Source organism: Rhizobium sp. CF122 (genome assembly GCF_000282035.1).
Taxonomy (GTDB): Bacteria; Pseudomonadota; Alphaproteobacteria; order Rhizobiales; family Rhizobiaceae; genus Rhizobium.
Window position 1 is genome coordinate 52,446 of record NZ_AKKA01000087.1, and the last position, 21,280, is coordinate 73,725.

19 protein-coding genes are annotated in these 21,280 nt (G+C 57.8%); 15 read left to right on the forward strand and 4 right to left on the reverse strand.

What is annotated here, in order from left to right; genetic code table 11:
* Positions 1-65: 65 nt before the first annotated feature.
* The 7 genes from PMI09_RS22575 to PMI09_RS22605 all read left to right on the forward strand — a co-directional run bounded on the left by PMI09_RS22575 (position 66) and on the right by PMI09_RS22605 (position 7,387).
* Positions 66-911: a hypothetical protein gene (locus PMI09_RS22575; RefSeq protein WP_007799897.1), complete on the forward strand. Its 846-nt coding sequence runs from the start codon at positions 66-68 to the stop codon at positions 909-911.
* Positions 912-925: 14 nt separating this feature from the next.
* Entirely contained in the window at positions 926-2,515 is a 1,590-nt protein-coding gene (locus tag PMI09_RS22580) for an acyl-CoA ligase (AMP-forming), exosortase A system-associated (protein ID WP_007799899.1), read from the forward strand.
* The gene (locus PMI09_RS22585) at positions 2,512-3,738 is read left to right on the forward strand and encodes a pyridoxal-dependent decarboxylase, exosortase A system-associated (protein ID WP_007799901.1); all 1,227 of its coding nucleotides are present in this window, start codon (positions 2,512-2,514) and stop codon (positions 3,736-3,738) included. Before PMI09_RS22580 ends, PMI09_RS22585 begins: the two co-directional genes overlap by 4 nt.
* 43 nt (positions 3,739-3,781) lie before the next feature.
* A complete protein-coding gene (locus PMI09_RS22590; RefSeq protein WP_007799903.1) occupies positions 3,782-4,039 on the forward strand; it encodes an acyl carrier protein in 258 nt (85 codons plus the stop codon).
* A gap of 71 nt (positions 4,040-4,110) precedes the next feature.
* Complete coding sequence (locus PMI09_RS22595) at positions 4,111-5,049, forward strand: glycosyltransferase family 2 protein (RefSeq protein ID WP_052026573.1); 939 nt, start codon at positions 4,111-4,113, stop codon at positions 5,047-5,049.
* Between the two features lie 13 nt (positions 5,050-5,062).
* Positions 5,063-5,731, forward strand: a complete 669-nt coding sequence (locus PMI09_RS22600) for a polysaccharide deacetylase family protein (RefSeq protein WP_007799907.1) — start codon at positions 5,063-5,065, stop codon at positions 5,729-5,731.
* 624 nt (positions 5,732-6,355) lie between these two features.
* A complete protein-coding gene (locus PMI09_RS22605) occupies positions 6,356-7,387 on the forward strand; it encodes an O-antigen ligase family protein (protein ID WP_157213397.1) in 1,032 nt (343 codons plus the stop codon).
* Between the two features lie 26 nt (positions 7,388-7,413).
* Here PMI09_RS22605 and PMI09_RS22610 read toward each other — a convergent pair whose 3' ends face one another.
* Positions 7,414-8,409: a glycosyltransferase family 2 protein gene (locus PMI09_RS22610; RefSeq protein WP_007799911.1), complete on the reverse strand. Its 996-nt coding sequence runs from the start codon at positions 8,407-8,409 to the stop codon at positions 7,414-7,416.
* 10 nt (positions 8,410-8,419) lie between these two features.
* Positions 8,420-9,748 carry a rhamnosyltransferase WsaF family glycosyltransferase gene (locus PMI09_RS22615; RefSeq protein ID WP_007799913.1) on the reverse strand — a complete coding sequence of 443 codons (1,329 nt, stop codon included), beginning with the start codon at positions 9,746-9,748 and terminating at the stop codon, positions 8,420-8,422.
* A gap of 315 nt (positions 9,749-10,063) precedes the next feature.
* Here PMI09_RS22615 and PMI09_RS22620 point away from each other — a divergent pair, with 315 nt between their 5' ends.
* Genes PMI09_RS22620 through PMI09_RS22645 form a run of 6 tightly spaced genes read left to right on the forward strand, consistent with a single transcriptional unit; the run spans position 10,064 to position 15,563 of the window.
* Positions 10,064-10,570 carry an acyltransferase gene (locus PMI09_RS22620; RefSeq protein ID WP_007799915.1) on the forward strand — a complete coding sequence of 169 codons (507 nt, stop codon included), beginning with the start codon at positions 10,064-10,066 and terminating at the stop codon, positions 10,568-10,570.
* On the forward strand, positions 10,567-11,604 hold the full coding sequence (locus PMI09_RS22625; protein WP_007799917.1) for a Gfo/Idh/MocA family protein: 1,038 nt from the start codon (positions 10,567-10,569) through the stop codon (positions 11,602-11,604). Before PMI09_RS22620 ends, PMI09_RS22625 begins: the two co-directional genes overlap by 4 nt.
* Positions 11,601-12,707 carry a DegT/DnrJ/EryC1/StrS family aminotransferase gene (locus PMI09_RS22630; protein ID WP_007799919.1) on the forward strand — a complete coding sequence of 369 codons (1,107 nt, stop codon included), beginning with the start codon at positions 11,601-11,603 and terminating at the stop codon, positions 12,705-12,707. The genes PMI09_RS22625 and PMI09_RS22630 overlap by 4 nt, the downstream gene beginning before the upstream one ends.
* Positions 12,697-13,407, forward strand: coding sequence for an acyltransferase (locus PMI09_RS22635; protein ID WP_007799921.1), 711 nt, complete (start codon positions 12,697-12,699; stop codon positions 13,405-13,407). Before PMI09_RS22630 ends, PMI09_RS22635 begins: the two co-directional genes overlap by 11 nt.
* Positions 13,408-13,410: 3 nt before the next feature.
* Entirely contained in the window at positions 13,411-14,385 is a 975-nt protein-coding gene (locus tag PMI09_RS22640) for an NAD-dependent epimerase/dehydratase family protein (protein WP_007799924.1), read from the forward strand.
* Positions 14,382-15,563, forward strand: a complete 1,182-nt coding sequence (locus PMI09_RS22645; protein WP_007799925.1) for a DegT/DnrJ/EryC1/StrS family aminotransferase — start codon at positions 14,382-14,384, stop codon at positions 15,561-15,563. The genes PMI09_RS22640 and PMI09_RS22645 overlap by 4 nt, the downstream gene beginning before the upstream one ends.
* A gap of 82 nt (positions 15,564-15,645) precedes the next feature.
* Here PMI09_RS22645 and PMI09_RS22650 read toward each other — a convergent pair whose 3' ends face one another.
* Entirely contained in the window at positions 15,646-17,154 is a 1,509-nt protein-coding gene (locus tag PMI09_RS22650) for an O-antigen translocase (protein WP_037083874.1), read from the reverse strand.
* Positions 17,155-17,210: 56 nt separating this feature from the next.
* The gene (locus PMI09_RS22655) at positions 17,211-18,503 is read right to left on the reverse strand and encodes a polysaccharide biosynthesis/export family protein (RefSeq protein WP_443216199.1); all 1,293 of its coding nucleotides are present in this window, start codon (positions 18,501-18,503) and stop codon (positions 17,211-17,213) included.
* A 381-nt stretch (positions 18,504-18,884) separates the two neighbouring features.
* Here PMI09_RS22655 and PMI09_RS22660 point away from each other — a divergent pair, with 381 nt between their 5' ends.
* Entirely contained in the window at positions 18,885-20,339 is a 1,455-nt protein-coding gene (locus PMI09_RS22660; protein WP_007799932.1) for a GumC family protein, read from the forward strand.
* Positions 20,340-20,481: 142 nt separating this feature from the next.
* Positions 20,482-21,228 carry a CpsD/CapB family tyrosine-protein kinase gene (locus tag PMI09_RS22665; RefSeq protein WP_007799935.1) on the forward strand — a complete coding sequence of 249 codons (747 nt, stop codon included), beginning with the start codon at positions 20,482-20,484 and terminating at the stop codon, positions 21,226-21,228.
* The last annotated feature ends 52 nt before the right edge of the window (positions 21,229-21,280 follow it).

Sequence of the window (21,280 nt, forward strand, 5' to 3'; positions counted from 1 at the left end):
TGTACTAGGGGAATTTTTAGAAAGTGGCGCGGTCCGTTCTCCAAGCTGACGATCAAAGAGCAACGGTGCGCCCCATCACCGCCGATGACGTGGATCGGGTCGCATCTTTCCTTCATGAGGAGCTAAACGCCCGCCTAACGCCGGCCTCTTGGGCGCAGGCCATTCGTCCGGGCTGGCAAAGCGAGGCTCCAAACCACGGCTTCATGCTGCTCTCGGGGGGGCACATCGTTGGCGCACACGTCGCCTTCTACTCGCAGCGCATCGTCGACGGACAGAACGAGAAATTCTGCAACCTTGCTGCGTGGTGTGTGCTTGATACTTATCGCGCCCACGGCCTGCGCCTCTTAAAGGCGCTACTCGATCAGCCTGGCTACAGCTTCACTGATCTGTCACCAAGTGGCAATGTCGTTCCGCTCAATCGTCGCCTGAAGTTCCAGGCACTTAACACGGCTGCCGCGCTGGCGGTCAATCTGCCGTGGCCGAGATGGGGAAGCGGCGTGCGCATCGTCGATCATCCCGCCTTGATGCAGACCTACCTGTCTGGTCGGGACCTCGAGATCTACAGGGACCATGTCAGTGCGCCGGCTGCGCATCATCTGGTCATCGTCAAAGGGCATCGAAGCTGCTACGTGATCTTCCGCAAGGATACGCGCAAGGGCCTGCGCCTGTTCGCTTCGATCCTGCACGTCGGGGATAGATCTCTGTTTTCAGAGACCGCCTGGCATTTGCGCAGCTACTTGCTGACGCGCTTCGGTCTGCCGGCCACGCTGATTGAGGAACGGTTCGCGAGCGCCCCGCTGTTCTTGGCACTACCGCTCAAATCGCCGCGTCCGAAGATGATCTTGAGCAGCCGGGTGCCGCCAAGTCAGGTCGATTACCTTTACAGCGAACTCACGTGCGTGCCTTGGTAGACGTTGGGGCGAACATGCGATCACCGGTCAACATCAATCTTTCTGATCTCCTTCGCAACGGAGCAGCCCGCCATGGATCCGCCCCGGCTGTCACCTTCAAGGCGACCACCCTCAGCTATGAAGAGATGTGGCAATATGTCCTCGGCTTCACATCCGCGCTCAATAGGCTCGGGGTCGCTCGCGGCGATCGGGTGGCGGTGCTGCTCGACAAGCGCGTTGAAACAGTCGAAGCGATATTTGGGACGGCGGCCGCGAATTGCGTTACCGTGCCAATCAATCCGCTACTGCGACCGCAACAGGTCGCCTATATCCTTGCCGATTGCGATGTTCGGGTACTTGTGACCTCGCCAGACCGGCTGGCGCAACTGCGAGAGTTCGTCGACAGCGACAGCGCCCTTCAGCATGTTATCCTTGTCGATGCGCCAGCTGGCAACGAGAGCACCACCCCGAGTGAGCCATGGCGCCTCCATTCCTGGACTGAACAGGTCGTGGCCTCGCAAGGCGAGGCATCAAGACCTGCGGGCGTAGACAGCGACGTTGCCGCAATTCTTTACACGTCCGGGAGCACCGGGAAGCCAAAGGGCGTGGTTCTCAGCCACCGCAACATGATCGTGGGCGCCGAGAGCGTCAGTCACTATCTCGGCAATGGAGAGCACGATACCATTTTGTCAGTTCTGCCGTTGAGTTTCGACGCGGGCCTGAGCCAATTGACGACGGCCTTTCATTCCGGTGCCCACCTGGTGTTGATGAACTATCTCCTCCCTTCCGATGTGATGCGGCTGTGCGAGAGGCATAAGATAACGGGAATTACTGGTGTTCCGCCGTTTTGGATCCAAGTCTGCGATCTGGCGTGGCCGCCTGAGGTGGCTGCTCGACTGCGCTACTTCGCCAATACCGGTGGTCGCATGCCCAAGGCGACGCTCGAACGGCTGCGATCGGCCTTCCCGAACGCACTGCCCTACCTGATGTATGGACTGACAGAGGCATTCCGATCGACCTATCTCGATCCGGCTGAAATAGACCGTCGGCCGGATTCAATCGGCAAGGCGATTCCGAACGCAGAGATCCTCGTCGTGCGGTCAGACGGATCACTTTGCGACCCGGGAGAGCCAGGGGAGCTGGTGCACAGGGGGCCGCTGGTGGCCCTCGGATACTGGAACGATCCAGTCCGCACTGGTGAACGCTTCAAGTCATGGCCGGGCACTGTCGCACGTTGGAAGCAGCCTGAAATGGCGGTTTTTTCTGGCGACACGGTCGTGCGGGATGATGAAGGCTTTCTCTACTTTGTCGGTCGGCGCGATGAGATGATAAAGACTTCTGGCTATCGTGTCAGTCCGACAGAAATCGAGGAGGTTGCCTACGCGACAGGCCTCGCACGCGACGCGGTTGCCATGGGCGTCGATGACCAAGCGCTCGGGCAGCGTATTGTCCTCGTCGCCAGCCCGGTATCAGAAACGCTGGACGTTGCCGCCCTGCTGAGCGCGTTCAGGCGCCAGCTGCCGCAATACATGGTGCCGTCCAAGGTCATAGAGATGACGTCTATTCCGACAAATCCAAACGGCAAGTTCGACCGTGTACTGTTGAGGGAGCAACTGGGTTCGTGAGCGTACATCCTTCCATTGGCATATTCGATGTTGCCGAAGACTGTCTGGCGGTCGGCGGCATACCCCTTGACCGTTTGACCGAGCGCGTCGGGACAACGCCGTTTTTCGCGTATGACCGTCGGCTGATCAACTCGCGCATTTCCAATCTTCGCTCTGTTCTGCCGAAGGATGTGACGCTCAGTTACGCGGTCAAAGCCAATCCGATGCCAGCACTGGTCCAGCATATGGCTGGACTTGTCGATTCCTTCGACGTTGCCTCGGCATATGAGATGAAGACGGCGCTGGACACGGTCGTGCCGCCATCCAACATCAGTTTTGCTGGCCCCGGCAAAACATCGCAGGAACTTTCCCAAGCCGTGGCCGCCGGCGTGACCATTGAGATGGAGTCAGCGGGCGAAGCCATGCGCATCGTTGAAGCCGGCAACCGCCTTGGAATCCGGCCGCGCGTCGCGCTCAGGGTCAACCCGGACTATCAGGTCAAGGGTTCCGGCATGAAGATGGGCGGCGGCTCGCAGCAGTTCGGCATCGATGCCGAAGAGGTGCCGGCGCTGCTTCGCCATCTCGCAAGTGCTGATCTCGACTTCGTCGGTTTCCATGTGTTTGCCGGCTCTCAGAACTTGCACGCCGACATTCTTTGCGATGCCTTGTCCCACAATGTCGAGCTGCTACTCAAGCTTGCCGAAACCTGCGGATATCCTGTTCGCTATCTCAACCTTGGCGGTGGCTTTGGAATTCCTTATTTCGAGAAGGATCAACCACTTGACCTCGTGCCGGTTGGGCGCAGACTGAGCGATCTGGTAGAAAGCGCAATTCGCCCGGCTCTGCCGGACGCCCGTGTGGTGATAGAACTCGGCCGTTACCTCGTCGGTGAATCTGGAGTCTATGTGACGCGCGTCGTCGACCGAAAGGTGTCGCGCGGCCGGACCTATCTCGTTGTCGATGGTGGGCTTCACCACCAATTGGCGGCCTCCGGAAATTTTGGTCAGATCATCCGTCGCAACTATCCGCTCATCATCGGCAACAGGATGGGCGTGGAGGACCGCGAAACGGTGTCGGTGGTCGGCTGCCTTTGCACGCCGCTCGACCTGCTCGGGGAGAACGTATGCCTGCCGCCGGCCCAGGTCGGCGATCTGGTGGTCATTTTCCAGGCTGGTGCCTATGGCTTGACGGCCAGCCCAACCGCATTTCTCGGGCATCCGATGCCGCCGGAGATCCTTGTCTAGTAAGCTTCAGATCCACGCTATTCATTAGAAACGGTGAGGTGCCATGAATTCTTCAACATTCGAATCGGTCAAGGACGTGATCGCAGATACGCTTGGTATCGCCGACCGCGCCCGCATCGCGGAAGCCTCCACGCCGTTGTTCGGCAACATCCCCGAACTCGATTCCTTCGCGGTGCTAAGTCTGGCATCGGCGCTGGAGTCCAGGTTCGGATTCCAGATCGACGACGACGATTTCACCGGCGAGATTTTCGAGACCGTCGGCTCACTCGCGGCGTTTGTCGATCGGCATCGAACGCATTGACGCTTGGCCATCCGGGCAGCGTTGCATAGGTGCGGAGGTCGAGGGACTTGGGCAGGGAGCATGGGGCAACCATGGATATTGTCGAAACATCGCCCGACGACAAAGGTGGGCTTGCGGTCATCATCGTCACCTATAACAGTGCCGAGGCTTTGCCGGCTTTGCTTGACTCGCTTGCAGACGGACTTCGCGGCATCGAGCGGTTCGAGGTAGTCGTCGCCGACAACAATTCGCACGATGGTTCCTCGGACCTTGCCGCGGCCCATCCCATTGGAGCACGGGTGATCCGCATGGGGTGGAATGCCGGCTATGCCGCGGCGATCAACGCGGCTGCTGCAACGGTTCGCCAAGGCGTCAGCCTGCTCGTGCTCAATCCGGATCTGCGACTTTATCCAGACGCGGCAAAACCGCTCGTCGAGCATCTGGCAAGCCCGGGTGTCGGCGTGGTCGTGCCTATCAATTACAAGCAGGATGGGAGCGTCGACCCAACGCTGCGTCGCGAGCCCTCGGTTCTGAGCGCCTGGGCAGAGGCGGTTCTGGGCGGAAGCCTGGCAGCGAGGGTAGGGTGGGGAGAAATTGTCGATTTGTCCGCACGCTACGACAGCTGCGGTGCCGCCGAATGGGCAACCGGGTCGGCGCTTCTCATCTCCGCGCAAGCACGCAGGATCGTCGGTGAGTGGGACGAGTCCTTCTTCCTCTATAGCGAGGAAGTCGACTATCAGCGACGGGTGCGAGAGGCCGGCCTTTCGATTATCTTTGAACCGCAGGCAAAGGTCATGCATGCCGGTGGTGGTAGCGGCAGCAGTCCGCGGTTGTTCGCGCTGATGACTGCGAACCGAATTCGCTACTATCGCAGACATCACGGACGGCTGAAAGCGGCGTTGTTTGCTTCGGGAATCGCCTTCGGGCAGATGCTTCGATGCTGGCGTGGGTCCACACACCGCGCCGGACTAGGTGGCGCATTGCGGCCTTCCGGGGCGCTATCGCAATTCCGGGCGACGGCCCGAGCCTGAGCTGGAGAAAGTCATGAAGCGCCGGATTTTGACGTTTCACGGAGTAGGTGAGCCTGAGCGACTTCTCGATCCGGGGGAAGCTGATTACTGGATTGGCCTTGACCGGTTCTGCGATATTCTGGATCGCGTCTGCCACCACGTCGATCGAGACAAAGTTCTGATCACCTTTGATGATGGCAACCTGTCAGATCTTCGCCTTGCGGCGCCGGAACTATGCCGGCGGGGTCTGGACGCGGAATTCTTCGTGCTAACCGGGAGACTGGGCAAGACAGGCTCGCTCGATCCAGACGACGTTCGATGGCTTCTGAAGATGGGCATGGGTGTCGGCAGTCATGGGATCGATCACCGCGATTGGTCCGGTCTGTCGGATGGCGAACTCGAATGGGAACTGGGCCAGTCGAAACGTCTGCTCGAGGAGATCTGCGGCCATCATTTGCATTCGGCCTCTATCCCGTTCGGTCGCTATAATCGCGCGACACTGGCGAAGCTGCGCGCCTGTGGCTACGAAACCGTCTATTCGAGCGACGGCGGCGACGCCACGACCGGTCGATTCTTGCAGGCCCGCACCTCGATACGGGGCGGCATGACGGATGCGATGATCGACCACATTTTGGATGGTCACCTGCCCGCCATGAGGCGGCTTCGCAGAGCGGCGCGCATGACTCTCAGCGCTTGGTCGTAGGACATCTTATACTCCCACCGTCGGTTTGATGCTGATGCCGGCCACGGTGGCTTGCACGTTTGTCCCCCGATCGGGCACCGCCTGTTAGGCCCGCTCTTTGAGAGTAGGCGATCGCCTGCAAGCAGGTAAGGCGTGACTGGCATCCTCCTTTGGGCGAAATACGCGCACCAGAAAGAATAAGCGCAATGTTTAGCGGTTCAGATTAGTATTGTTCCGAGTAAAACAAGCCCGTTGTGCTTGCATTTTGAGCGTATATCAGGCCGTTGGGCATTCATGACCACAGTGCACCGCTATCAACCCGTCGATCGACCGTTTCGAAAGCCCGAGATATCGGCGCAAGCGGCACCAGAGATGGTGGCGCAACCTAACCACGGGCTTGCACTGCCAGTGAAGCTCTTCTTGGTCGGCCTGGTCCTGCCATGGATCATTCCGTTTGGTTCCCTCAATCTATCGGCCTATAGAATCGTGTTGCTGGTGGCATTCGTGCCATGCTCGGTGCTCTGGATGCAGGGCAGGGCTGGACGCATTCGTCTCCCTGATCTGGGGCTGACGCTGTTCCACCTCTGGGCCGCCGTTGGACTTGTCGTTGTCCACGGAATAGGTCCAGCGATTCAACCGGGTGGCATGCTGTTCATCGAGGGCATGGGCTCCTACTTGATGGCCCGATGCTTCATCCGTACGCCAGATGATTTTCGCAGCATGGTAATGTTCGTCTCGAAGCTGCTCGTGTGCCTGCTGCCGTTCTGTCTCTATGAATGGTTGACTGGGCAAAAGCCGCTCCTGACGATACTTGGCACGATTTTTCCCACGGTCGAGATCACCCGGATGTATCCACGTATGGGCTTGTGGCGCGTACAGGGACCGTTTAGTCATTCGATCCTGTACGGCGTGTTTTGCGCTAGCCTGCTTGCCCTAGTATGCCGGGCATCGTCATTCCGTTACAACGGTTTCACCGCGGTATTCTTCACAAGCGTGGTTGTCGGCAGTGCTGTCCTTTCCATGTCGTCGGCTCCAATTGCTGGACTTGCGTTGCAAATTGCGCTCCTGACCTGGGACAGATTGCTACGTGGCTTCCCGGGACGTTGGAAGCTATTGTGGGCGGTCGCAATCCTCGGCATCGGTGCTATCGAGTTCGGCTCCAACCAAACGCCCGCGCAGTTTTACGTCTCACATTTTACCTTCGAGCAGCAGACTGGCTGGTACCGCATGTGGATCTGGGAGTATGGCACGGCCTCAGTCGAAAGGCACCCGATCTTTGGAATTGGCCTTGGCGACTGGATGCGTCCGGGCTGGATGGTGAGCGATAGTATAGACAACTTCTGGCTAATTTTGGCGATGCGCCACGGCATCCCTGGCGTTACACTTATGGTGTTGTCCTGGTTCGGCTTATGGTTCGCGATTGCGCGTAGGAAGGTTTTGGAGCCCGTCGTTGCCTCCTATCGCACCGCCTACCTCATTTGCATGGCAAGCTTCGTTTTCGTCGGTGCCACCGTGCATTTCTGGGGTGCCACATATGCGTGGTTTTTCTTTTTGGGCGGAGCCGGCGCCTGGATACTGGATTCGCGTGGTCATGAAAACCCGTCAGGCCGAACAGTCAGTGACCGCGCTGCCGGGGGAGCACCAATGCGTGTCAGCCGCCTTGCAGCGCGCCGATGAGTCTATTTTTCTAGGAGATGCATCGATCAGTCGGGAACGCCGGCGGACACTCCAAGTGAAGAACGCAGGATCTGCCATCCCCGGGGTCCGATAGCCTTATGCAGATGCAGTCGCAGCCACGGCAGGCTGAACCGAATGGTTGGGTCCAGAGTAAGTGCAAACTTTGCCAGTTGGCGGGAGATGTCGGATTCACGCTCATCAAACGCGGCCGCGGCCTGCATGGACGCGCTCACAGCAAGATCTCGCATCAATATCCTTCGAAATTGCTCGACGTCTGACCGTGTCGAGCGGATACGTTCCAGAAAATGCTCAATCGCCGCCTGCCTTTGCTGGAGGTCCGGCAGGCGGGCCGATGAGTAGGAACGTGACATATTATGCGAATGCATGCGGTAGGCCGCCTGAGGGGCGCCAACGAACCCCACAGGTCCTTCGGCCGACAGGTTCAGCCACATTGCCATGTCGCCGGCGTGTGGGAGATGATGAGAATAACCGCCGACCTTCTTTTGTACCGCGGTTTTCACGATCGCGGTCGGCGTTGGAACAATGTTCCTGCCTTCCATAGCCTTGATGAAGTCCGCGCAGGCGAACACTTTCGTGGTGTCGCTGAATGCGGTTCCAAACGGTTTGCGTGCGGCCTGCGTCCCATCGTCGTAGGCCAAAATCGCATCCCCAAAGGCAAAGCTCATGTCTGGATTGGCTCTATGCAGTTCGGCGGCACGCGAGAGCGCACCGGCAAGCAGATAGTCGTCCGCGGATAGAAGGAGGAAAAGGTCGGCCTTGGCCCACTCGATCCCTTCGTTGTAGGTCGTTATGTGTCCTTTGTTTCTTGTGTGACGAACAATCTCAATCCGGTTGTCCTGACGTGCGAGTTCTTCTGCGATCTCAGGTGAATCGTCAGGCGAGGCGTCATCGATGATGAGCAACCTTACCTCGACATCGTGTTGAGTGATGACGCTGTCGACGCATTGTTTGAGAAATTTGCCGTAGCGATAGCAGGGAATCACAATATCGACAGTGGTCATGTTGGCCTCTTTATGACGAGATTGAGATCGGAAAGGCCCGTCGAGATCGTGATCTGGCGGTCTCCGCGATGATCGCATTGCGAATTGCGGTGTCGACAGCTGCCCCGGCGATATCCCAGGACGTCGACTTGACACTGTCGGCAGCTCTTTGGGCCGCACTGCCAAAGTTTGGCATTGTGACGATCGCTTCCAGTGTTTCGGCAAGCGCATGCGGCAGCAGTGCAGCGTATCGGACATAAGCATTGTCCAGCACGATGCGATTGTGATCCGCTTCGTTGACGACGGGCATGCAGCCGCAGGCAAGCATTTCATGAGGTACGAGCGAGACGTTCGTCAACGAGAGGCTTAACCCTGCAAAACTGCGGTTGTAGATCTGGTTGAGCTTGTCCGGAGAGACCAGGCCGTGGTTGGTGAACTTAAAGGGAAGGCTTCCCATCCGCTGGCCAAACAGGTGCAACTCGACATCAGGCTGCCGCTTGGAAAACAGCTCGAGAGCAAGCAGCCCAATCTCGACCGCGCGGCGCGGGGTGCCTGCCCTCGCATAGAAGGCAACGCCGGAGCGTTGCGAATTGGCATCAAAACGATAGCGTGTCGTATCGCACCCGAATGGAAACCAATCCGTGTCCATTCCGAACTCGCGCGTGAGCTTTTCCGAGAGCCAACGTCCCGCGGTGAGCCCGTGGAATCCCATTCTGTAGGTGGTCTCTGCCAGAGCGCTGTTGGTGCCCACGGGGTAAAAGTACGGTTCATAATCCTGGATGAAATAGAACCTTTTGCCGGAGCACGACGCGTTGAACGCGGCATAGGCAGTGGGCCAGCACGTTGCTATGACGCCGTGAGCATCCTTCATGCCATGGCGAATGTCCTGGATCTCGCAGGTCAGTCCATAATAAGACCGTGCTAAGTCCTGATAGTATTGGCCGTCACCGCCGAAGGGGTCATAAAAGTAGACGCGGTTGTGATACCCGGCGGCCTGAAGATGCTTTAGCGTCCGATAGATGGTGGTGTGGCCTCCCGATCCGGGTCCAGCGGGGCCCACGATCCAGTTTAGCTCGATCGGCTGGCCGTCGTTTATGACAGGGATGGTTTGGTGTTGCGGCTTCGACAGGTCGGCCTGCAGGATATCCGATGGAAAAACGTGCCACATAAATGTCTTGGGTCGAATTGCGTCCGACAGCTTGGTCCTGATTTTGTCAGTGAGCGCGCCCAGCCCCTCATCGAACACAAGGCGCTTGATCTGACGCGTACGACGGTTCAGCTGTGTGCGTGCTGTCGTCACGATCGCAATTGCCGACGCGAGGAGACTGACGCCCGAAAACTTCTTTGATGTAAGTGGCAATCGTGCCGTCTCCGTGCCCAATGCGTTCTTTACGCTCGCCTGCCGCGACGGTGTCTTTCCGCCTGGTCAATTGCGTCTGCATGACCAATTTCAATCCTATTCTATAAATTACTTTCGCTACGCAATGTAAAACTGGCAAATTGATTTCACGCGTACTCCTTTCGATCTATCGAATACCGATTTTTGTTTTCTTTACTCGAAGGATAAAAAAAGACTTCTTTGTCTTCAGTACATTGTTCAGCTGGGGGCGCGTTTTATGCTCGAGGTAAATGACGATCCGCTGGGATCAAGCGGTTGCTACGCGAGGCGGATGCCATGATCGCACAAAGCGTAAGGCTGGGCGATGACGTCGTGATCCATCATCCAGATCTCGTAAATCTTTACGGCTGCTCGATCGGCCGGGGCTCACGCATCGGAACCTTTGTCGAGATCCAGAAGAACGCCTCAATCGCAGAAAACTGCAAGATCTCCAGCCACTCTTTCATCTGCGAAGGCGTCACCATCGAAGACGGCGTCTTTGTAGGCCACGGCGTGATGTTCACCAACGATCTGCATCCACGTGCCGTCAATCTCGATGGCACCCTTCAATCCGACGCGGACTGGTCGGTCGTGCCGACGCTCGTCAAGCGTTACGCCTCGATCGGCAGCAACGCGACCATCGTCGCCGGCATAACGATTGGCGAAGGCGCGCAGATTGGCGCAGGTGCGGTCGTCACCAAGGACGTGCCTGCCTACGCAATTGTTGCCGGCGTACCGGCAAGAGTTATCGGCCGCGCAAAGGATGCGCCGCTCGAAGTCATTTCATCCGGGAGAGCAAGATGATTGGGGTTGCTGTCGTCGGTTACGGGTATTGGGGGCCGAATCTGGTCCGCAATCTTGCAGAAACGCCGGGCGCAAAGCTTGTCTGGGTATGCGATCTCAAGAAGGATCGCCTTGCCGGCGTCCAGCTGCGCTATCCGACAGTCCAGATCACCGACGATTTCGACGAGGTGTTGCGTGATCCCCGCGTTGATGCCGTCGCCATCGCGACGCCGGTATCGGCTCACTACATGCTGGCGATGAAAGCCCTGATGGCCGGAAAACATGTGTTTGTTGAAAAGCCGATGGCGTCAACCTCCGAAGAGGCTCGCCGAATGGTGGATGAGGCGGCGCGCCGCCATCTTGTTCTCGCTGTCGACCACACCTTCATTCATACCGGCGCCGTCCGCAAGATGCGGGAAATCATCGAGAATGGTCTCGGAGAGATCTATTACTACGATTCCGTGCGCGTCAATCTCGGCCTGTTCCAGCATGATGTCAGCGTCATTTGGGATCTCGCCGTCCACGATCTGTCGATCATGGACTACGTCCTGCCGGAAAAGCCGGTGGCGGTGTCGGCGACGGGCATGGGTCACGTTGCCGGCGAGCCCGAGAACATCGCCTATCTGACGCTTTTCTTCGAGAGCAAGCTGATCGCCCACATCCACGTCAACTGGCTCGCACCCGTAAAGGTGCGCCGTACGCTGATCGGCGGCAGCAGCAAGATGATCGTCTATGACGATCTGGAGCCAAGTGAGAAGATCAAGGTCTACGACAAGGGTATCACGCTCAACGGCAATCCGCAGTCGGACGGCGAGAAGGTCTACGACATGCGCGTAGGCTACCGCACCGGCGACATGTACGCCCCACAACTCGACATGACGGAAGCACTTGGCCGGGAGCTCAAGCAGTTTGTCGATTGTGTCATGACAAACAGCCAGCCGATTGCCGATGGCCATGCAGGACTGCGCGTCGTGCGCATTCTTGAAGCCGCCACCCAGTCGCTCGCACAGCGCGGGCGTGTCATCGAACTCGAGCCGGCGAGGCTGATCGCATGATCCCCCTTCTCGACCTCAAGGCTCAGTATGCCTCTATCAAGAGCGAGGTCGAGCCCGCCGTGATGCGCGTGCTCGCCTCGGGCCATTATGTCCTCGGCGAGGAAGTCGCTCGCTTTGAGGACGAATTTGCGGTCTATTGCGATGCCAAGCATGCGATCGCGGTCAACACCGGGACAAGCGCTTTGCATCTTGCCCTGCTTGCTGCCGGCGTAGGTCCAGGTGACGAGGTTATTACCGTTTCCTTCACGTTTGTCGCGACCGCATCCGCAGTCTGCTACACGGGCGCTCGTCCGGTCTTCGTTGATGTCGAGCCAGCGACGCTGACAATGGATCCGGCTAAGCTGGAAGCCGCGATAACACCGCGGACCAAGGCCATCATGCCCGTCCATCTTTATGGGCAGATGGCCGACATGGACGCAATCAAGTCTATCGCTGACAAGCATGGAATTGCGGTGATCGAAGACGCCTGCCAGGCCCATGGCGCCGAATATAAGGGACGGCGTGCGGGAAGCATCGGTGTGTCGAGCTGCTTCAGCTTTTACCCCGGCAAAAACCTCGGCGCCTGTGGCGAAGGTGGTATCGTCGTCACCAACGATGACGAACATGCCAAGAAAATCAGAATGTTGCGGGACTGGGGTCAGGAGCAGCGCTATCACCACACGCTGAAGGGCTTCAACTACCGCATGGATGAGATCCAGGGCGCGATCCTGCGGATCAAGCTTCGACATCTCGAAGCCTGGACCGAAGCACGACGGGTTCGTGCCGATCGCTATTCAACGCTTTTGGCCGATTCGCGCTCGGTGCGCGTTCCCGTTGTGATGATGGATCGCCGCCATGTCTACCACGTCTACGCCGTGCGCAGCCGCGACCGTGAGCATCTGCAGCACTCGTTGCGGTCCGAGGGCATCCATACCGGGCTCCACTATCCGATCCCGATCCACCTGCAGAAAGCGCATGTTGATCTTGGGTATCGTGCCGGAGATCTCCCGGTATCGGAGGCCGCAGCGCGTGAGGTGCTCTCGCTGCCGATCTATCCGGAGCTGACATTGGAGCAAGTCGATCAGATTGCAGCTGCTGTGGAGCAGGACGCCTATGTCAGCTGACCCCGTCACCGGCGTGCGTCTTGTCCTGGCTGTCCATGGGCGCCAGCAAACCTCCGTGGACCCCGACTATGTCGTTCATCTGGCCGAAGAGTTGACGCGCTCCTATGGTACCGTGGGCCTCGTAGAACTCTACGCACGCTTCGCGACCGGCGACGGTTTTGTTGACAGTTTCATGCGCAAGGCGATCTGGAAAAGCCTGGCGCGCGCCTGTGGCAACGGCTTGCAGGTCGGCAGCGGCGCCGGTTTCAAACATCCGGAAACCTTCGAAATCGGCGACGGGGTTTTTATCGGCGCACAAGCCTACATTCAGGGCAGATTCGACGGCACGTGCCGCATCGGAAACAACGTCTGGATCGGCCCCCAGGCCTATTTTGATGCGCGTGACCTGGTGCTTGAGGATCATGTTGGGTGGGGGCCAGGCGCGAAGGTCCTGGGCTCAAGCCATACTGCAATGCCAGTCGATATGCCGATTATCCGCACCGACCTCGAAATCAAACCGGTCCGCATTGGCGCATGGGCAGACATCGGCACCAGTGCCACGATCCTTCCCGGCGTGACTGTCGGCAAAGGCGCAATTGTCGGCGCGGGTGCCGTTGTTGTTGACGATGTTGCCCCCTTCTCTGTCGTCGCCGGCGTTCCTGCAAAATTCCTCCGCTGGCGAACGGATCAGGATTCGAGCGGACCAAATTCGGAGTGTTAGAGTATGAAGGATAAGCGGATTTTGATCACCGGCGGTGCCGGTCTCATCGGCTCGCACATTGCCGATCTCGTCGCCCGCGAGGAACCCAAGGAAATAGTGATCCTGGACAATTTCGTCCGCGGCAGGCGTGAGAACCTGGCCGACGCCGTCAACCGGGCTCCCGTGACGATAGTCGAGGGCGACATCAGGGATCGCGCGCTTATCAAGGAAGTGAGCCAAGGCATCGATGTTGTCTTCCACCAGGCCGCCATTCGCATCACGCAGTGCGCCGAGGAACCGCGGCTTGCTTTTGATGTCCTGGCAGGCGGGACATTCGACGTGCTTGAAGCGGCGGTGCAGGCCGGGGTGTCGAAAGTTGTGGCCGCGTCCTCAGCGTCGGTCCTTGGACTGGCCGACACCTTCCCGACCACCGAGGAACATCACCCCTACAACAATCGTACCATCTATGGCGCCGCCAAAGCCTTCAACGAGGGTGTGCTGCGCAGCTTTGCGGAGATGTATGGCCTGCGCTACGTGGCGCTTCGCTACTTCAACGTCTACGGTCCGCGCATGGATGTCTACGGCGCCTACACGGAAGTTCTGATCCGCTGGATGGAACGCATTGCCGGCGGCTTGCCGCCGATCATCCTCGGGGACGGTACGCAGACGATGGATTTCGTTCATGTGCACGACATCGCGCGGGCCAATCTGCTTGCCGCGAAATCCGATGTGACTGACGAAGTCTTCAACGTCGCAAGCGGCACCGAGACGAGCTTGCGTGAGCTTGCAGCCCTGTTGACCAAGGTCATGGGCTCGTCGTTGGAGCCGCAATTCGGACCGGCGCGTAAAGTCAACGCCGTGCCGCGGCGCCTTGCCTCGACCGCCAAGGCCGAGAAGCTTCTTGGCTTCAGCTCAAAGGTGACAATGGAAGAGGGCCTGCGCGATCTCGTAGAGTGGTGGCGCCAGGAAAAGAGCCTGAACGCAGGAGAGGCAGCATGAACCAGATCCCGGTTGCCAAGCCCGTCCTCGATGAGCAGGAGGTCGAGGCGGTTCGCCGCGTCATTCTGTCCGGTTGGGTTACACAAGGGCCAGAGGTCGCTGCCTTCGAAGAAGAGTTCGCCGATTTTGTCGGTGCCCGGCATGCATGTGCCGTTTCCAATTGCACGACCGCGCTTCACCTCGCCCTGAAGGCGGTCGGCGTCGAGGCCGGCGATGAAGTCATCACCGTTAGCCACACCTTCATCGCAACAGCAAATGCGATCCGCTATTGCGGTGCCGTGCCCGTCTTCGTCGATATCGAAAAAGACGGCTACAACATCGATCCCGACCTGATCGAGGCGGCCATCACGCCCCGTACCAAGGCCATCATTTGCGTCCATCAGCTCGGAATGCCTTGCGATCTGCATCGCGTCGTTGCGATCGCGGCCCGTCATTCCATCCCCGTGATCGAGGATGCCGCTTGCGCCACCGGCAGCGAAATTCTCTGGAAGGGCCGCTGGGAAAAGATCGGCAAGCCCCACGGCGATATAGCCTGTTTTTCGTTTCATCCTCGCAAGGTGGTGACAACGGGTGACGGCGGCATGCTGACGACGGCCAATCCCGAGTATGATCGAAAGTTCCGCCTGTGGCGGCAACATGGAATGAGCGTCACCGATGCTGTGCGGCACGGTTCGAAGCAGGTTATTTTCGAGTCCTATCCCGAGCTTGGATACAATTATCGGATGACGGACATGCAGGCAGCCGTTGGCCGCGAGCAACTCAAGCGTTTGCCGGCGATCATTGTGCGTCGGCGCGAACTTGCGAGCCAGTATGCCGAACAGCTTTATGCAGCAGCGGGGGTTGCGCCGCCCATCGAGCCCTCGTGGGCGCGCAGCAATTGGCAGAGCTTCTGCTTGGGATTGTCACTAGATCTCGACCAGCATGACGTCATGCAGGAGTTGCTTGATCAGGGCGTCTCGACGAGACGCGGGATCATGAACATCCATCTTGAGGCCGCCTATGCCGAACCTGGCTCGCATCGCGTCGCGACGAGCCTGCAACAAAGTGTCCTGGCACAGCAGCATTCGATCATTCTCCCGCTGTTTGTGCAGATGACGGCGAGCGAATTGACATCGGTTGCCGAGGCAGTGAAAGCGTCCGTTTGCGCGCCTGAATTGGCAATCGAACAGGTGGGTTGATCTTTCACGCTGTGTCTTGCCCAAAGTCTCAATCTCACTGGCCCGCATCCGCCAACCATCGAGATGGAGGGGCCGTGGATATTTATGCACCCCGTATACTTTCAAGCAGCGGCCGAATTGCTTTCGGGAACATGTGTTGTGGAAGCAGACCAGCCAGCATCCTCAGCGAGAATAGACCAACCAGAATTGCGATACACAGTCCAAGGCTTGTTGCTTGCCAGAGCGGCAAACACTGGAATGCGCCGAAGACAAGTGCCGATATCGGGAGATAGGCCGTAATTAATTTGCGATTGGCGGGTGACCAGCGGAAGTTCGTGAAGCGTCGCGCCACGCAATACATCAGGACGCTGTGCCAAACATAAAGGCCGAAGAAGGCAAGGCCAGCGCCTGCGGCGCCAAGTGCCGGCACACACAGCCACGCGAGTCCAACGTGAACGACGGCGGCAGCGACTTCTGACCAGAAGAAAATCGCTTTTGCACCCTTGGCGAGAATAATGAATCCGATCGGCCAGGCCACAATGCGCAGCATCATTCCAAGGCAAATCCAGCGCAGAATATCGACCGCTCCCTGAAATGCAGAGGAGTAGAACAGCGCCATGACGGCCGGGGCAAGTGTTAGCGTCGCAATCAGGCCAGGACCGGCCAACAGGATGCTGACTTCAGTCTGTTCGTTGACCAGCCGGTTGCATTCTGCATTGTTCTCGCAGACGGCCGTGAGGCGCGGATAGAAGTCGGTGCCCATGGCCTGTAGGATGAAGCCCGCATAAAGCCCTCCCAGTGACCAGGCTGCTTGGTAAAGGCCGGCCGCATGCAATCCGCTCTCTGATGACACGATAAGGCGGATGGCATAGGCACTGCCCATGGTTAAAAAGCCACTCGCCATGAACACGATGCCGAGCTTGAACAGCGCGCTGGTTTCCTGCAAGGCCCGTCGCGCAGTAACAGGGACGCGAGGTATATCAATCCTCCGGCTGAACCACCATGAGGCTACGAAGCTTGCGAAGGCTGCAGCTACCAGCGATATCGCAATTCCAGGCTCTCCGAAGAAGTAAATGATCGGCACCCCGACCACTACGCTGAAAAGGCCCCCAAGAACGCTCATCCAGGCAAGGCTGGAGATATCACGCATGCCCTGTATCAGCGCGGCTCTTCCTCCCGCTGCCACCTGAAAGAATACTGCTAGCGATAAGAGCATCACTCCAACGGTATGCTGGCGGGTACCGAAGGTAAATTGCGCAACAGGTTCCGAAAAGAGCAGTAAAAGGGCTGTTCCGACGAAGCCCAAAAGCAAGGAAACGCGGCGCAGCACCGCTACGACCTCGGCTATCTGCACAGTGTCTTTTGAATTGACAGCGGCAATCTGGCGAACACCGCTCGCATTGATGCCAAGCCCCGCCACGGTCTGTGAAATGTCTGCGATCGAACTATAAAGAGCCATCACTCCGATGCCCTCGGGCCCGAGAAGCAGCGCCATGGCTTTGTTTCGGATGATGGAAAACATCACATTGATAACCGACGACCCGCCGATAAGCATCGTCGACTTGACTATCTGTAAGTAACTCTTGCTCCCGGTGCCGATGGGAGGGGTCATCTTTGACGGGCCTGGCGTCGGCTTTTCAACACGATCGTCGTTGTCGAGGTCGCTGATCATTGGCTGATGTTGCGCGCAGTCGTTTCGGCCGCCTTCAGGGAATTTGACGCGGAGGTTTGGGAGCCTGGCCGCAGGGTAACTTTCAGGACATCTCCAGGCATCATCGTGGTAGTTTCGGAGGCGTCGATTTCGTTGCTTTTTCCAGCAAGATTGCGAACGATGCTGAATGCGAGCTTCGGATCTTCATTGGGCCGCGCGGCGCTGCTGGATGACAGGCTGTCCATCAGCAGCTTCTGACTGGTATCTCTCTTCACTCGTAACTGTCCTATGGTCGCCCGCTCGGCCTGCAATTCCGAAGCAACTTCCGTCTGTCTTCTATCGTATAGACCCTCGAGATCTCGCGTTGCCTGACTTATGCTTTGGCGGGCCCGCATTATTGCAACCGTGAGATCAAGGCGGTCGTTTTGATAGCCTCTCATGACACGCTCGACCTCGGCCTGTCGCGTTGCAACGATAGCGCCCTTCTCAATGAGGGCAATCGTGCTGTCGAGCTGCTGTTGCACCGAGCCTATGTTCGCGTCCGTGCTTTTTACCTTCTCCTGCAGTACGTTGATTTCCTCTGACAGGAGGTCACGTAGTCCCGACAGTGATTTCGACTGTCTGGTCAGCTCATTTGCCCTGGCGGAGAATATTGCCTCTTCCTGCTTATAAATGGCAGCAGTCAACGGGTTCGCATTCGCGCCCTCTTGTCGGGATTGTAGGCTCTTTTCCCCGGCCATTTCCGCTTCCAGACGCTCGATTCTGGCCGTGCTGCGGATGATGGCGTCGTCGATTTCCTTTAGGTCGCCCACCAGTTTGGTAGTGTCCACCGAGTTTTGCGAACCAGCTGAGGCGCGCATTTGGCCGCCTCCCATTGCGAAGGCCTGCAGGACGGTGATGTCGGTGTGAAACGCATACTCACCGGGATTTGTAACATCGCCAACGACATAGATTGGTGGATATTTGAGGATCTCGATAGTGGCGGCTGGCTCGTCGACAAGCCCGATCTTTTCCTTCAACTGCTTTGCAATGGCCGATGCCAGCGTTGCCTCATCCATGTTTCCAACGGAAACAGGTCCAAGCAGGGGGATCGATATCGTTCCTGCGTCCGAGACGGTATATTCGCCTCCGACCGTGGCCCATTGCTCGTAGCTCCCCTTGGTCGGCATCCACTGGACGAGTGTCAACCGGACCTTCGTGTTCGGAAGAAGTGGGCTGCCGCAAGCCGCGCCGACATTCAGGAAAACGAGTGCAGCAATCGCTGCGGCGGGAAGCCGCGCTAGTGGCCGTAAAAGGTTGCCGAAGCCCATCCTCAATATCAAATAGTGCATCAGCAAACTTCCAGAGTTGGTTCTGCGTCGTTTCAAGTCTAATTTAGAGATGTCGCGAGAATTTTATTTTAGATCTATTCTCTGTTGCTTGAAGAATACATTCACATGCGACCATCCGACAAGGGGCGCCAAATAACCAAAAATGATGAGCGTCTGACAATGATGACGGAAAGGAAATCTCTCGGGGCATTGGGGTTAGCTTTGAAACGCGGCTCGCCTGGAACAAAAACTAGCCAAATGGACTAACAAACCGTTGGCGGCACACCCACTATCGATCAACTATCGTGGATCCAAAAACTGATCGAAGATGTCACCCCTACAGTACGCCGCTCTCGTTTCTTTAGTTCGGATGAATTCGTAATGGGTGACATCGATGTCCGTTTTTATCTTTCTATTCTGCTACGGAGATTGCCGTTAATTCTGTTGTGCGTGACCGTGACGACAGCTCTCGCTCTCACTGCTGCCCTCCTTTTGCCGCGTAGCTATCAGTCTACAGCCAAGATCCTGGTCGAGGCGCCACAGATTCCCGTTAATCTGGTACGCTCGACAGTGCCGACAAGTTCGCTTGGCCAGCTGCAAATAATCCAGCAGCATCTAACGACACGGGACAATCTGGTTAGACTCGCGGCCAAACTCGACATCTATGCGGGCGAGAAGGAGAAACCTCCTGTCGAGTATTTGGTGAAGGATTTGCGGTCCCGGCTCATCTTTGAGGAAACCGAGCTCAGCAGCGGCGATGGCGCATCGGTATTCACAATTGGATTCGAGGCTGGCACGCCCGCCTTGGCGGCACGTGTCGCTAACGAACTTGCGACATCGATCCTGCACAGCAATCAGAAGCAAAGAACCGATAGAGCGGGGGACACGCTGGAGTTCTTCAACGACGAGGTGAAGAGGCTGGACGACGACCTCGGTCGCATTGAAGCTGACCTATTGAAATTCAAGAACGAAAACAGGGATACGCTGCCTGAGAGCCTGGAGTTTCGTCGCACCCAGCAGAGCACCTTGCAAGAGCGCCTGATATCGCTTGAGCGTGAGGAATCGGATCTTCGCACGAGACGCAGTCTTTTGGTCGAGACCTATATGGTGACCGGCAAATATCCGACAGGCGAGCCGCTGACTGCCGAACAGCAGATGCTTTTGGATCTCAACAAAGCGCTCGCCGATCAGCTCTCGGTCTTTGCCGAAACGAGCCCCAACATTATCGCGCTGAGAGCACGCATTGCCGCCCTACGCGGAAAGGTCGTTCCCAAAAAGCAAGAGGGCGCCGATACCAAAGCGCAGTCCGGTCTTGACCTTCAGCTCTCCGACGTGGACAGGCGGATAGATGCAATCGAGAAGGAGCGGGTGCAGATAACCGAGAAGATCGCTTCTCTCACGCAATCCATAAGCGCCACGCCAGCCACCGATATCCGCCTGAACGCGCTTGAACGCACGCTCTCAAACACGCAAACGCAATACAATACGGCGATTGCCAAACGCGCGGAAGCCTCATTGGGCCAGCAGATAGAGGCGCGCTCGGATGGTGGCCGATTCTCGCTATTGGAAGCGGCCACCGAGCCGCAATCACCGTTGCGATCGCGCCGGCGGCTTATCGTCCTTGCTGGCTTATTGGCCGGCATTGCGCTCAGTTTTGCGATCATCGCATTGCTTGAAATGCTGAACAGGACGATCCGCCGGCCGGTCGAATTGGTCCAGATGCTCCAGGCACAACCACTGGCGGTGATCCCGTTCATCAATACCCCCTACGAAACGCGAACGCCGCCATTGAAGAGGAAGCTCAATAGCGTCACGCGGATGTTCAGCTACCGTTGACGTTGAATTTGGGAAGAGGTTCCGCATTCCCAGACTGCTGGCCAAAGTGGTGAACCTAAATAGCGTCAGGCTTCGACGCAGTGATTGAGGACATGTAATGGAATTTGTTGGCAGATCGTCGCGTAGTAGAGGGGTTGCCGAGATGGACGATCGGAGTCCGGCGTTGCCGGAACCGCTTGAAATTGTGAGAGGGGCGTGGGAGGGACTGCCCCCACTTGTCATCGACCACGATGCAGCCGCCAACAATCGCGTTATCACGTTGGACCGGTTGTCCCCGGCCCATGGCGCCTTTGACATGATGCGGACGAAACTGCTCCGTCTCCTCAGGGAGAATAACTGGACCTCGGTCGCCATCACGTCGCCTACCCCGGCATGCGGGAAGACGTGCATTGCGCTCAATCTCGCATTCAGTCTGGCCAATCAGAGGGATTGTCGAACTGTCCTTGTCGATCTCGATTTACGGCGCCCGCAGATCGGCAAGACCCTTGCCATTAAGAATCCAGGCTCTATCGAGAGTTTCCTGAAGGGCGACGCTGGCTTACGCGAAACCTTTTTCCGATACGGCGACAACCTCGCGATTGGGCCAAACCGGCAGGCGGTACAGTATTCGGCGGAACTCCTTCAAAGTGCCGCGGCAGCTCAATCGCTACGAGAGATGCGTCAGGAGATAAAGCCGGACGTCATCCTCTATGACTTGCCGCCAATGCTATCGACCGACGATGTGCTCGCCTTCCTGCCGAATGTGGACGGCGTCGTCCTCGTTGCCGCTTCCGACCAGAGCACAGTCAGCGAAGTGGATATTTGCGAGCAGAGCCTGCGCGAGAAAACGAATGTGCTAGGGGTTGTCCTCAACAAGAGCCAGTACAGTCAGGAACAGTATGGCTATTAGGAAAAGAGGCCGCCCCGGACAGTCCTTCTTGGCATTCAACCCTCGCTCGAGG